The organism is Paracoccus yibinensis (assembly GCF_030846195.1).
Lineage (GTDB): Bacteria > Pseudomonadota > Alphaproteobacteria > Rhodobacterales > Rhodobacteraceae > Paracoccus > Paracoccus yibinensis.
Window position 1 is genome coordinate 435,132 of sequence record NZ_JAVCWH010000002.1, and the last position, 13,505, is coordinate 448,636.

Consider the following 13,505-nt stretch of genomic DNA (forward strand, 5'->3'; position numbering starts at 1 on the left):
GGGCAGGCTGGCGTCAGGTCAGGGGTGATACCGCGCGCCGTGACGTGGGGCAAGGGTCGGTCCCTTGGCCAAGGGGTGTTCAGTAAAGCCCGCCCGAGGACATGGTCCCGAAATCGGTGCGGCTAGGGATGACCTTGCGTTCCCCGGTCGAGGTGGTGACGGCCGTCCCCGAACCGGACCCCGCACCCGCCTGCCAGGGCAGGACCACATTGCCGTCGCCAAAGCCCGACACGATCAGCGGCGATCCCCAGTCGGGGTCGGTGCCGTCGCGGAAGTATTCGGCCACGACATTCGGCCCCGTGGCGTCGTCCGACAGCCGCTGCCCGGTGGTGCGGTCGATCTTGACCCAATAGCCGCCGGGCGGGACCTCGAATTCCGTGCCGCCGTATTCCGCCACCGCCTTGCGCATGAAGGCGTTGAACACCGGCACGCACAGCGTCCCGCCATAGGCGTTGCTGCCCAGGCTGCGCGGCTGGTCATAGCCCAGGTAGCAGCCCGCCACGATGTTCGACGAATAGCCGATGAACCACACGTCCTTGGCGTCGTTGGTGGTCCCGGTCTTGCCCGCGATCGGCACCGGCAGGTCCACCCCGCTGCCCGACCCGCGTTCCACCGCGCCTTCCAGCATCGAGGTCAGCTGATAGGCCGTCACCGCGTCCATCACCCGTTCGCGGTTGGTGTCGATCACCGGTCCCTGCCCCGCCGGCAACGCCTGCTGGCCGCAGGTTTCGCAGACCCGCTGGTCGTGGCGATAGATGGTGCGCCCGCGCCGGTCCTGCACGCGGTCCACCAGCGTCGGTTCGACCCGTTCCCCGCCATTGGCGAACATGGCATAGGCCGCGACCATCTTGAACAGCGTGGTTTCCTGCGCGCCAAGGGCATTGGCCAGGAACGGCTTCAGGTCGTCATAGACGCCGAAGCGTTCGGCATATTCGGCCACCCGCTCCATGCCGATGTCCTGGGCGATGCGGATGGTCATCAGGTTCCGCGACATCTCGATCCCTGTGCGCAGGGGCGTCGGGCCATAGGTCTTGCCGGTCGAGTTCTTGGGCTCCCACAGTCCGAAGGGCGTGTTCAGCGTGATCGGCTCGTCCACGACGATGGTGGCGGGGGTATAGTTGTTGTCCAGCGCGGCGGCATAGACGAAGGGCTTGAAGCTTGATCCCGGCTGGCGCTGCGCCTGCGTGGCGCGGTTGAAGACCGAGGACTGATAGCTGAACCCGCCCTGCATCGCCATGACGCGGCCGGTGTTCACGTCCATCGCCATGAAGCCGCCCTGGATTTCGGGCACCTGGCGCAGGGTCCAGCGGATGAAGCTGCCGTCGCTGTCCTGGGTCATCGCGCGGACCAGCACCACATCGCCCACGGCGACCAGATCGCCCGCCACCTGCGCGCGCGGGCCAAGCCTGCCATCGGGACCGCGCTTGCGCGCCCATTGCACGTCGGCGGCCGGGATCCAGTGGCCGTCGGCGTCTTCCTCGATCCCCTCGATGCCGATGCGGGCGTCGCTGTCGCCCACCTCCAGCACGACGGCGGGGTGCCAGCCGGGAATGTCGCGGGGAACCTCGGCCTGCCACAGCGCGCCGCGCCAGGCAGCCTCGTCGGTCAGTTGTTCCGCCGGGATCGTCTCGCCCGTGCCGCGCCAGACGCCGGTGCCGCGATCATAGTCTTCCAGTGCCTGACGCAGGGCATCGGCGGCGGCGGCCTGCAGGTCGGGGGCGACAGTGGCGCGGATGGTCAGGCCGCCGCCGAAGAATTCCTCGTTGCCGAACTGCGCCGACAACTGGCGGCGGATCTCGTCCGTGAAATAATCGCGCGGCGGCAATTGCTGGCGAAACGCCGGGAAGTCGCCATTCTGCACCGACTTCAGCGGCAGCTTCGCCTCGGCCTGATAGGTGGCCTCGTCGATATAGCCGTTCTGCCACATTTCCCGCAGCACATAGTTGCGCCGTTCGGTCACCCGGTCCTTGGCGCGCACGGGGTGATAGCTGCTGGGCGCCTGCGGCATGGCGGCCAGCATCGCGGCCTCGTGCGGGGCCAGTTCGGCCAGGGCCTTGTTGAAATAGGTCTGCGCCGCCGCTGCCACCCCGAAGCTGTTCTGGCCCAGGAAAATCTCGTTCAGGTAGAGTTCCAGGATCTGGTCCTTGGACAGCGTGCGTTCCAGCCGGGATGCCAGGATCAGTTCCTTGACTTTCCGTTCGACGCTGCGATCCGACGACAGCAGGAAGTTCTTCATCACCTGCTGGGTGATGGTGGACGCCCCCCGCACAGACGACCCGCGCGAGGCGACCGCCTGCCAGGCCGCGCCGACGATGCCGCGCACGTCATAGCCGGGGTGGTTGTAGAAGTTCTTGTCCTCGGCACTAATGAAGGCGTGCTTCACCACGTCGGGGATCTCCTCGACCGGGACGAACAGGCGGCGTTCCTCGGCGAATTCGTCGATCAGGCGCCCTTCGCCCGAATAGATGCGGCTGATCGTCTTCGGGGTATATTGGGCCAGGGTTTCGTGGCTGGGCAGGTCGCGCGAATAGATCCAGAAGATCGCGCCCACCGTCAGCGCGATGAAAAAGCTCGCGGTGACGAACCACGAAAAGATGGCGCCGAAAAAGGACAGGATGCTGCGCAGCAAGGAAGGGCCTTTCCGTGGACTCGGCCTGTCTATAGCGGCGCGGTCCCTTCGGGTCAAAACAACACTGGGCGATCTGCGCCCTTATTGACGCAGCATCGCAGCCCGCGCGGCCTCGTCCCGCGCCCAGCCGACGATGGCGTCCGAAACCACCTGCACCATGCGTTCGCGCCACAGCGGGTTCAGCAGGTTCGCGCGGTCGTCGTGGTCCGAGATGAAGCCCAGTTCCAGAAGGACGGACGGGATGTCGGGTGACTTCAGCACGGAATAGGTCGCGCGCTGCACGGGCCGTTCGTGCATCCCGATCCCCATCAGCGACATGCGCGACGTCAGCCAGCGGGCGAAGCTTTCCGATCGGGGTTGGGTGTCGGTGCGCACGAAATCCATCAGCACCCCCGTCAGGGCATCGTCATGCCCGGTCAGATCCGCGCCCGCCACCAGATCGTCGCGCCCGTGGCGCAGCGCCAGTTGTTCGGCCGCGCGGTCATCTGCGGCGGGATTCCAGACATAGACCGTGGCCCCCGCCGCCTGCCCCTGCGGCAGCGCGTCGGCATGAAGCGAGATGAACAGATCCCCCCGTGCCTGCCGGGCCGTGGTCATCCGCCGTTCCAGCGCCACGAAGCTGTCGTCGGATCGCGTCATTTCCACGGTGATCCCCCGCGCCTGCAAGGCCGCGCGCAGTTCAAGCGAAAAGACCAGGACCAGGTTCGCCTCGCTCTCGCCCTCGGCCAGGGCGCCGGGATCGAAGCCGCCATGGCCGGGGTCCAGAACCACCGTGAAGCCCTCGTCCGCAGGCTGGGCGGGCAGTTCCGCCGGTTCGGGCAGATCGCGCAGGGCGGCGGTGGCGGATGGCCGGGGGGCAAAGTCCTGGGCCGCGACGGGGGCAAGGGCCACGGTGATCTGGGACAGGGCCGCCCGCGCCCGCTGGCCCGCGCTGTCGATGCGGTAAGTCCCCGGCAGTTCGACGACCACGCGCGACCACCCCTGCCGATAGGGTCCCCAGCGGATCGCAGGGGCCAGATTCGCGCCGAACAGATCCTGGGGCCGGGCCAGACCGAAAACGGTGTCCTTCACATCGACCACCAGGCGGGGCGGTCCATCGACCAGATAGGTCCGGTAAGGCACCGCCTTGGTCAAGGACAGCCGCAGTTCCAGCGGCTGCGGCCCGCCCCAGCCGCGCCCCGTCGCCACAAGCGCCGATCCCCCGATGTCCAGACGCGCCGGTTCGTTCCCCCAGACGGGAAAAGCCACCAGCAGGGACAGGATCAGCGCCAGAACCTTCATCTTGCGGCCATGAACTCTGTCAGTCGGCGAAGGCCCTCGGCGATGTCGGCAGTTGCGCGGGCATAGGAGAAGCGCAGCGTCCCGGCGCCCCGTTCGGGGTCGAAGTCCAGGCCCGGCGTCACCGCGACGCCGGCCTTGTCCAGGATCTCGGCCGCGAGGGTCAGCGAATCGTCCGTCAGGTCCGACACGTCGGCATAGATGTAGAACGCACCCTCTGGCGGCGCGATGCGGTGAAAGCCCGCCTTGGGCAGCCCGTCCAGCATCAGCCGGCGGTTTTCGGCATAGACGGCCAGGTTCGCGTCCGCTTCATCCGTGCAATCCAGCGCCGCAAGGGCCGCGACCTGGCTGGCATGGGGCGGGCAGATGAACATGTTCTGGGCCAGCCGTTCGACCGTGCGGATATGGTCTTCCGGCACGACCATCCAGCCCACGCGCCAGCCGGTCATCGAGAAATACTTGCTGAAGGAGTTGATGACAAAGACATCGTCCGTCACCTCCAGCGCGGAATGGCAGCGGTCGCCATAGGAGAGGCCGTGATAGATTTCATCGGAAATCAGCGCCATGCCCCTGGCCTGCGCCGCATCCGACAGCGCGCGCAATTCATCGGTACGCAGAACCGTGCCGGACGGGTTGCCAGGCGAGGCGAGGATCAGCCCCTTGCAGCCGTCGGGCAGATCGCCGGGGCGCGGCTGATAGCGGTCCTCGGGGCGGGTGGGGATCCCCACGGGTTCCAGCGACATGGCCCGCAGGATCTGGCGATAGCTGGGATAGCCGGGATAGCCCATCGCGACCCGGTCGCCCGCGTCGAACAGCGCCGAGAATGCCAGGATGAAGGCGCCGCTGCTGCCGGGCGTCACCACGACGCGCGCCGGGTCCAGATCGACGCCATACCAGCGGCGGTAAAGGTCCGCGATCCCCTGCCGCAACGCCGGCAGGCCAAGCGCGACCGTATAGCCCAGCGGCTGTTCCAGGGCAGCCGCCAGGGCACGCCGCGCGCCTTCGGGCGCGGGGGTGGAAGGCTGGCCGACCTCCATGTGGATGATGTGCCGGCCCTTGGCCTCGGCGCGGGACGCCGCTTCCATCACGTCCATGACGATAAAGGGATCGACCTGTCCGCGGGCGGATTTCCTGATGCTGCTCATGCCTTCGGCCTTTTGTCTTTTTTTCATGTCTTACGCCGGGCCAGGGCGCACGAAAAGCCCCCGGTCACGCAGCTTTGTCAGCGGCTTTCTTGCCAAGACAGCCTGCAGGGGCCAAGGTCAGGGGAAATGGAACACCTGAGGATCCCGATGAAACGCCTGATCGCCGCGCTGATGCTGACCGCGACCCCTGCCCTGGCCTTCGACATTTCCGCCATGTCGGACGCCGAGAAGGCGGCCTTCGGGGATGCGGTGCGCGAATACCTCATGGCCAACCCCGAGGTTCTGGTGGAATCCATCAACGTGCTGGAGGAACGCCGCGTGGCGTCCGAGGCCCAGAACGACGTGGCCCTGGTGGCCGCGAACCGCGACGCCATCTTCGAGGACGGGCACAGTTGGGTGGGCGGCAACCCGGACGGCGACGTGACGGTGGTGGAATTCATCGACTATCGCTGCGGATACTGCCGCAAGTTCAACGACCAGATCCACGACATCGTCGAAAGCGACGGCAACATCCGCTTCATCCTGAAGGAATTCCCGATCCTCGGGCCAGAGAGCGAAACCTCGGCCCGGTTCGCGGTCGCGGTCAAACAACTGGGTGGCGACGAGGGTTATCTGAAGGCCCATGACGCCCTGATGGCCCTGCGCGGCGCGCCCTCGCCCGAGGCGCTGAAAGGCATCGCGGCGGATATCGGCCTGGACGGCGACGAGGTGCTGAACACGATGAACACCGAGTCCGTGTCGGCCGTGCTGCGCGAGAACCGGCAACTGGCGGAACGCATGGCGATCATGGGCACGCCGACCTTCGTGATCGGCGATACCCTGTTGCGCGGCATGCCTGCGGACGGGTTGGAACCCGTGGTTGCCGCCGCGCGCGAGGGGAACGGCTGACGCGCCTTCCCGCCGATCGTACCTGCGGCGCCAGCAGGTGCCTCCGGCGGGGATATTTAAGTGAAGAAGAAGCGGCTATTCGGCGGCCATTCGGTCGTCACCTCGGGCGATACGGCCCAGGATGTGATCGGCGGCCTTTTCGCCGACCATGATCGAGGGGGCGTTCAGGTTGCCGTTGGTGATGCGCGGGAAGATCGAACTGTCGGCCACGCGCAGTCCTTCGACCCCGATCACCTTCAGGTCCGGGTCCACCACGGCCATCGGATCGCTGGCCGCGCCCATCCTGGCGGTGCCGCAAGGGTGATAGGCCGATTCGGCGTGGTCGCGGATGAAGGCGTCGATCTGGTCATCGGTCTGGACCTGGGCGCCCGGCTGGATCTCGTCGCCCCGGTATTCGGCAAAGGCAGGCTGGTCGAAGATCCGGCGCGTCAGGCGCACGCAGGCGCGGAACTCGGCCCAGTCGTCGGGATGGGACATGTAGTTGAAGCGGATTTCCGGCGGTGCTGCGGGATCGACCGAGGCAAGCCGCACCGTGCCGCGCGATTTCGACCGCATCGGGCCGACATGGGCCTGGAAGCCGTGGCCTTGGGCCGCGGCCTTGCCGTCATAGCGCACGGCGAGCGGCAGGAAGTGATACTGGATATCGGGGTAATCCACGGCATCCGACGACCGGATGAAGCCGCAGCTTTCGAACTGGTTCGATGCCCCCAGCCCGGTCTTTTGCAGCAGCCATTCCACGCCCACGCGGCCTTTGCCCAGCAGGTTGTAATAGGTATAGAGCGTGATCGGCTTCAGGGCCTTGTATTGCATATAGATTTCAAGATGGTCCTGCAGGTTCGACCCCACCCCCGGCCGGTCGGCCAGCGGCGTGATGCCGTGCTGGCGCAGGTGGTCGGCGGGGCCGATGCCCGACAACATCAAAAGCTTCGGCGTGTTGATCGAGCTGGCGGAGACGATGACCTCGCGCGTTGCGCGGATTTCCTGGATCTGGCCATTGCGTTCGATTTCCACGCCATAGGCACGCTTGCCCTGGAACAGGATGCGGCGCGCAAAGGCGCGGATCACGGTCAGCCGCCCTGTCTTCAGCGCCGGGCGCAGATAGGCATTGGCGGCGGACCAGCGGCGGCCCTTCCAGATGGTGGCCTCCATCGGGCCGAAGCCTTCCTGCTGTTCGCCGTTATAGTCGGGCGTATAGGGCCAGCCGGCCTGCTGTCCCGCCTGAATGAAGGTGTTGAACAGGGGGTTGCGGCGCTTGCCGCGTGTCACATGCAAGGGACCGTTCGTGCCGCGCCATGGGGACGCGCCGCCGTGCCATGTCTCCATCCGCTTGAAATAGGGCAGCACGTCGTCATAGCCCCAGCCCGCCGCGCCGCTGTCGCGCCAGTGGTCGTAATCCTTGCGGTGCCCGCGCACGAAGACCATGCCGTTGATCGAGGACGAGCCGCCCAGGACCTTGCCGCGCGGCGTGGCGAGCCTCCGTCCCCCCAGATGCGGTTCGGGCTGGGTGGAAAATCCCCAGTCGTATCGCGGCATGTTCATCGGGTATGACAGCGCGCCCGGCATCTGGATGAAGATGCCGATGTCGCTGCCGCCGTATTCGATCAGCGTGACGCCGTGCCCCGCCTCGGTCAGGCGATAGGCCAGGGTGCAGCCGGCGGAACCGGCACCGACGATGACGTAATCAGCGGTCATGGCGATCCCCTAATATGGCGCCTCGACGGCGCCCATGCCGACATAGACGGTCTTGAGTTGCGAATAATGCTCGATGGCGGCGGTGCCGTTCTCGCGGCCAAGGCCCGACATCTTGACGCCGCCGAAGGGCATTTCCACGGGTGTCAGGTTATAGGCATTGATCCAGCAGGTTCCCGCCTCCAGCGCCGCCACGACGCGATGCGCTCGGGTCAGATCCTGGGTGAAGACCCCGGCTGCCAGGCCGAAGCCGGTGGCATTGGCGCGGGCCACGGCCTCGGCTTCGTCCGCGAAGGTCAGGGTGGTCATCACCGGGCCGAAGATTTCGTCGCGGGTGATGGTCATGTCGTCGGTGGCATCGGCGAACACGGTGGGAGGAATGAAGGCCCCCTCGCCCGCGCCACCGCAGACCAGCCGCGCGCCTGCATCCTGTCCGGCGGTGATCGCCGCGCGGATCTTGGCCGCCTGCGTGCCGTTGATGATCGGGCCGAACTGCGTCTCGGGGTCCAGCGGATCGCCAGAGCGGATCGTGGCCAGCCGTTCGGCCAGACGGTCAAGGAACCGCCGGGCAATTCCCTGTTGCAGGAACACCCGTGTCCCGTTCGAGCAGATCTGTCCCGAGGAATAGAAGTTCGCCAGGATCGCCGCGCCGACCGCGTCGTCCAGGCTGGCGTCGTCGAAGACGATCAGCGGCGACTTGCCGCCAAGTTCCATCGTGACATGGCGCATCCCCTCGGCAGCAGCGGCATAGACGCGGCGACCCGTGGGGACCGATCCGGTCAGCGAGACCTTGGCCACGTTGGGATCGGTCACAAGCGCCGCGCCCACCTCTCCGCGGCCTTGGACGACGTTGAAGATGCCAGGAGGGGCGCCCGCCTCGATCAGGATCTCGGCCAGTTTCAGTGCGCCCAGCGGCGTTTCCTCGGACGGCTTGAAGACCATCGCGTTGCCCATGGCCAGCGCCGGCGCGGCCTTCCAGCAAGCGATCTGGCTGGGATAGTTCCAGGCGCCGATGCCCGCGCAGACACCCAAAGGTTCGCGCCGGGTATAGGCCCAGTCGCGGCCCAGGGGGATCATCTGCCCGGTCACGGTTGCGGCCAGCCCGCCGAAATATTCCAGCGCGGCGGCACCGGACGCCCAGTCGGCCACCAGCGTTTCCTGAATCGGCTTGCCCGTATCCAGCGTCTCCAGCCGTGACAGTTCCTCGTTGCGCTCGCGGATGATGGCGGCGGCGCGGGACAGCACGCGGCCCCGGTCGGCAGGGGCCAGGGCTGCCCAGGACGATTGGGCGCGGGCGGCGGATTGGCAGGCAAGCGTCACCTGGGCCACGGAAGCCTCGCGCAGCGAGGCGATTTCCTGGCCCGTATAGGGGTAGAACACGGGCAACGCCGCGCCCTCGCCTTCGATGAAGGCGCCGTCGATGAACAGGCTGGCTGCGGGTTGGGCGTCGTGGGTCAAGACAGAACCTCGTCCAGGTAATCGAAGATCAGCTTTTCGGCGGCGGCGGCGTCCACATCGCTGCGCGTCAGGACGGCCCGCAGGTAAACCCCGTCGATCAGCGCGCCCAGGGTTTCGGCCACGCGCGCCGGATCGTCGGTCAGCGGGCGCAGCGCCAGAATCAGGTTCGACCGCAACCGGCGATGATACACGCGCAGCAGCCGTGCAGCCTCGGGGTTGATCAGGGCCAGGGCATAGAAATTGACCCAGGCGCTGACGGTTTCGCGCTGGAAATTCTGCGGTGCGAAGCTGGCCTGGACGATGGCGTTCAGCCGGCCGCGCGGGCCGCGTCCAGGCAACCGTTCCGCGACCGACCTGCCGTAAACGCGCAGGATATAGCGCATCGCGGCAAGAAAGATCTGATCCTTGGATCCAAAGTAATGATGTGCCAGGGCAGGTGACATGCCGGCGCGCCGGGCGATCTGGGCCACGGTGACGTCCAGGGATCCCGTCCGCCCGACCTCGAAGATCGTGGCGTTGATTAACGCGGCTTTTCGGATAGGCTCGGCCCCAATCTTGGGCAAGGCAGCACCTGTGCAAAGAAACTGTTGCTATTCGATGCCTGTCTATCTTTAATTGATCAACCAATCAAGAACAGGGATGCACCATATGATCCGCAAAAGCCTGATCACCACCCTTGCGATTGCCGTGGCCGGTCCCGCCTTCGCCGCGGAACCCGACGAATGCCGCCAGGTCGTGTTTTCCGACGTCGGCTGGTCCGACATCACCGCGACGACGGCCCTTGCCTCGACCGTGCTGCAGGCTTTGGGATACGAGACGGAAACGAAGCTGCTGTCTGTCCCGGTCACCTATACCGCACTGTCCACCGACGACGTGGACATCTTCCTGGGCAACTGGATGCCCACGATGGAGGCCGACATCGCCCCCTATCGCGACGCGGGCACGGTGGACACGGTCCGCACGAACCTGACGGGCGCGAAATACACGCTGGCCACGAACAAGGCGGGCGCCGATCTGGGCATCACCGACTTCAGCAAGATCGTCGAACACAAGGACGCGCTGGAAGGCCAGATCTATGGCATCGAGCCGGGCAACGACGGCAACCGCCTGCTGCTGGAGATGGTGGCCGAGGACAAGTTCGGCCTGGGCACCTTCGAGGTCGTCGAATCCAGCGAACAGGGGATGCTGGCCCAGGTCGCCCGCGCCAGCAGCGCCGACCAGCCGATCGTCTTCCTGGGCTGGGAGCCTCATCCGATGAACGCCCAGTTCGAGATGACCTATCTGACCGGCGGCGACGAGGTGTTCGGCCCCGACCTGGGCGGCGCCGAGGTGCGCACGAACACCCGCCAGGGTTATGTCACGGAATGCCCGAACGTCGGCAAGTTCCTGCAGAACCTTGAATTCACCCTGCCCATGGAAAACGAGGTCATGGGCATGATCCTGAACGACGGCCAGGATCCGATGGATGCGGCAAAGGAATGGCTGTCGGCCAATCCCGATGCCGCTACCCCCTGGCTTGACGGCGTGACGACGTTCGACGGCAACGATGCGCAGGCCGCCCTGACCGAGGCGCTGTCCGGTTGATCACCGGCGCGCCCGCTTTCCCGTAAACCAGCAAGGAATCGCGCATGGAGCAGTTGACGGCATGGGTGACTGACAACAAGATCCCGGTCGGCCGCACGGCCAAGGGGGTCTTCGACTGGCTGAACGCCAACGCGGCCGGGTTGTTCAATACCATAGCGGGCGCGTTGGAATGGCTGATCGGCCAGATCCTCGCCGCGTTGGAAGCCCCCCATCCCTTCCTGTTCATCCTGCTGGCGGTGGCGCTGACCTGGTTGCTGCAACGGAACTGGAAGACCTGCCTGCTGGTGGCGGCGGGCCTGCTCTTCGTGCTGAACCAGGGCTATTGGGACGAAATGATGCAGTCCCTGACCCTGGTCCTGGCGGCTTGCCTCGTGTGCATGGCGATCGGGGTCCCCATCGGCATCGCCGCCGCGCATCGGCCGCGCCTGTATGCCTGGATGCGGCCAGTGCTGGATCTGATGCAGACCCTGCCGACCTTCGTCTATCTGATCCCGGCCATCGTGTTCTTCGGCATCGGCATGGTGCCGGGCCTGCTGGCGACGGTGATCTTCGTGCTGCCCGCGCCGATCCGGCTGACCCAGCTTGGCATCGCATCCACCCCGCCCGCCCTGGTCGAGGCCGCAACCGCCTTCGGCGCCACGCCCCGCCAGCTTCTGTGGAAGGTCGAACTGCCAAGCGCGCTGCCCCAGATCATGGCCGGGCTGAACCAGACCATCATGCTGTCGCTGTCGATGGTCGTGATCGCGGCGCTTGTCGGCGCCTCGGGCCTGGGGGTGCCGGTGGTCCGCGCGCTGAACAGCGTGAACACCTCGCTGGGCTTTGAATCGGGCTTCGTGATCGTCGTGGTGGCGATCCTTCTGGACCGGATGCTGCGGATGGAGGGCCGGAAATGAACACCATACCCAATGCCGTCGAATTCGACCGCGTCAGCATCGTCTTTGGCGACCACCCGGAAACGGCCTTGCCCCTGATGGACCAAGGCAAGGAACGGGGCGAGATCCGCAGCGCCACAGGTCAGGTGCTGGGCGTCCACGACTGTTCCCTGAACGTCCGGCAGGGAGAGATCCTGGTCCTGATGGGCCTGTCGGGATCGGGCAAGTCCACGCTGCTGCGGGCGGTCAATGCGCTGAACCACGTCTGCCGGGGCGAGGTCCGGGTCTGGGACGGCAAGGGCATGATTTCCGTCAGCGGGGCGGGCAAGCGCGCGCTGCGCGACATCCGGCTGCGCCATGTGGCGATGGTCTTCCAGCAATTCGGCCTGCTGCCCTGGCGCACAGTGCGCGAAAACGTGGGCCTGGGGCTGGAACTGGCGGGGATGAAGCCGGCCGAGCGCAAGGCCCGCGTGGACCAGCAGCTTGCCACCGTCGGCCTGACCGACTGGGCAGAACGCAAGGTGGGGGATCTGTCGGGGGGCATGCAGCAGCGCGTGGGCCTGGCCCGCGCCTTTGCGACCGAGGCGCCGATCCTGCTGATGGACGAACCTTTCAGCGCCCTGGATCCGCTGATTCGCGCGCGCTTGCAGGACGAGCTGCTGGAACTGCAGGCCAAGACCCGCCGCACGATCATCTTCGTCAGCCACGACCTTGATGAAGCCTTCAAATTGGGCAACCGCATTGCTCTGATGGAAGGCGGGCGCATCGTCCAGATCGGCACCGCGCGCGACATCATCGCGAACCCGGTCAACGACTATGTCGCCGACTTCGTGGCACACATGAACCCGCTGGGCGTCCTGACCGCCGCCGACGTGGTCCAGCCGGGCGATGCGCCCGAGGGTCTGGGGGGTGATCCGGTCCCGCGCGACATGCCGGTGCGGCAGGTGATGGAACTGCTGGCCGACCGGCCCGCCCTGCCCGTCCAGGGCGGCGGCTGCATCACCCGCGACGCGGTGCTGAGCAGGCTGATCGACCCGAGGGGCTGATCAGCTGTTCTGCAGATCGCGGTGATAGCGGATCAGAAGCGCCAGGCCCAAGGCATAGACAAGCAGCGACACCCCCAGCACATAAAGCGGGCTGACATAATCCCCCACATAGGAGGGATAGAAGGACTTGCGCATCTGCCCGATCACATGGACCAGCGGGTTGAACCACAGGTAATCCGAAAACGGCGCCGGGATATCGTCATACATGAAGAAGACGCAGGAAATCAGGAACAAGGGGCGGTTCAGAATCGCCCAGACCTGCGGCCACCAGGAAAAGGCCTCGTTCAGGAAACAGTTTACCGCCCCCACGGCGACGCCAAAGGAAAAGGCCATCAGCAGCGACAGGGCGATTCCTCCTGCCTGGGGGTCGGTTCGCGTGTCCTGGAAGAACAGGATCGCGGCGAAGACGATATAGGCCACCAGCATCTGCGTGATGCCGTTCATGATCATGCGCGCCAGCAAGGCGTCCATGAAGGTCACGGCGGGATAGGCCAGAAGCGCCTTGGAATACAGGATCGACTGCGCCACCTTGGTGGAGATCGCCATGTAGAACAGGAACGGCACCATCCCGGTCGCATAGAAGATCGGGAAGTTCGTGCCGATGGGCGGCTTGGCCAAGACCAGGGAAAAGACCAGCGTCAACAGAACGATGCCGGCCACGGGCTCGGCCACCGCCCACACATAGCCGCCGGCGGACCTGCCGTTCGTCGTCGCCATCTCTCGCAGGACCAGGGCGCTGATGGCACGGAAGCTGGAAAAGGACCGATGCCGGTGCGCCAGGCGCAGCGTCTCCTCCGGGGGCTGCGCCCCGGCGGCCGATGGGAAATTGATCTTGGACATAGGCCCGACTGCCCCTTGCCTGTTCACGCCCCCGTCAGGGATGGACGCTGGAACTGTGTGGGCGGTTTATGTATGA

Annotated in this window: 11 protein-coding genes; 4 read left to right on the forward strand and 7 right to left on the reverse strand. The window is 66.1% G+C overall.

Translation table 11 applies throughout. From position 1 onward, the window contains the following. Positions 1-79: 79 nt before the first annotated feature. The 3 genes from RAH32_RS05760 to RAH32_RS05770 form a co-directional block, all read right to left on the reverse strand. Entirely contained in the window at positions 80-2,629 is a 2,550-nt protein-coding gene (locus RAH32_RS05760) for a penicillin-binding protein 1A (RefSeq protein ID WP_306605988.1), read from the reverse strand. A gap of 81 nt (positions 2,630-2,710) precedes the next feature. After that, positions 2,711-3,910, reverse strand: a complete 1,200-nt coding sequence (locus RAH32_RS05765) for an N-acetylmuramoyl-L-alanine amidase (RefSeq protein WP_306605990.1) — start codon at positions 3,908-3,910, stop codon at positions 2,711-2,713. Continuing rightward, a complete protein-coding gene (locus RAH32_RS05770; RefSeq protein ID WP_306606561.1) occupies positions 3,907-5,043 on the reverse strand; it encodes a pyridoxal phosphate-dependent aminotransferase in 1,137 nt (378 codons plus the stop codon). Before RAH32_RS05770 ends, RAH32_RS05765 begins: the two co-directional genes overlap by 4 nt. Positions 5,044-5,199: 156 nt before the next feature. Between RAH32_RS05770 and RAH32_RS05775 the strand changes: the two genes are divergently transcribed. Then, complete coding sequence (locus RAH32_RS05775) at positions 5,200-5,940, forward strand: DsbA family protein (RefSeq protein WP_306605992.1); 741 nt, start codon at positions 5,200-5,202, stop codon at positions 5,938-5,940. A gap of 75 nt (positions 5,941-6,015) precedes the next feature. Here the strand turns inward: RAH32_RS05775 and betA are convergent, their stop codons facing one another. The 3 genes from betA to betI are packed head-to-tail and all read right to left on the reverse strand — an operon-like array spanning position 6,016 to position 9,650. Continuing rightward, entirely contained in the window at positions 6,016-7,632 is a 1,617-nt protein-coding gene (gene betA, locus RAH32_RS05780) for a choline dehydrogenase (RefSeq protein WP_306605994.1), read from the reverse strand. A gap of 9 nt (positions 7,633-7,641) precedes the next feature. Next, positions 7,642-9,087 carry a betaine-aldehyde dehydrogenase gene (betB, locus tag RAH32_RS05785; protein WP_306605996.1) on the reverse strand — a complete coding sequence of 482 codons (1,446 nt, stop codon included), beginning with the start codon at positions 9,085-9,087 and terminating at the stop codon, positions 7,642-7,644. Further along, on the reverse strand, positions 9,084-9,650 hold the full coding sequence (gene betI / locus RAH32_RS05790; protein WP_306605998.1) for a choline-binding transcriptional repressor BetI: 567 nt from the start codon (positions 9,648-9,650) through the stop codon (positions 9,084-9,086). Before betI ends, betB begins: the two co-directional genes overlap by 4 nt. Before the next feature lie 85 nt (positions 9,651-9,735). On the opposite strand from betI, the gene choX reads away from it, so the two are divergent. Genes choX through choV form a run of 3 tightly spaced genes read left to right on the forward strand, consistent with a single transcriptional unit; the run spans position 9,736 to position 12,589 of the window. After that, a complete protein-coding gene (gene choX, locus RAH32_RS05795) occupies positions 9,736-10,671 on the forward strand; it encodes a choline ABC transporter substrate-binding protein (RefSeq protein ID WP_306606000.1) in 936 nt (311 codons plus the stop codon). Positions 10,672-10,715: 44 nt separating this feature from the next. Continuing rightward, entirely contained in the window at positions 10,716-11,564 is an 849-nt protein-coding gene (gene choW / locus RAH32_RS05800; RefSeq protein ID WP_306606002.1) for a choline ABC transporter permease subunit, read from the forward strand. Then, on the forward strand, positions 11,561-12,589 hold the full coding sequence (gene choV / locus RAH32_RS05805) for a choline ABC transporter ATP-binding protein (protein WP_306606004.1): 1,029 nt from the start codon (positions 11,561-11,563) through the stop codon (positions 12,587-12,589). Before choW ends, choV begins: the two co-directional genes overlap by 4 nt. Here the strand turns inward: choV and RAH32_RS05810 are convergent, their stop codons facing one another. Next, positions 12,590-13,429 (reverse strand): ABC transporter permease, encoded by an 840-nt coding sequence (locus tag RAH32_RS05810; RefSeq protein WP_306606006.1) that lies wholly within the window; start codon positions 13,427-13,429, stop codon positions 12,590-12,592. Positions 13,430-13,505 lie beyond the last annotated feature (76 nt).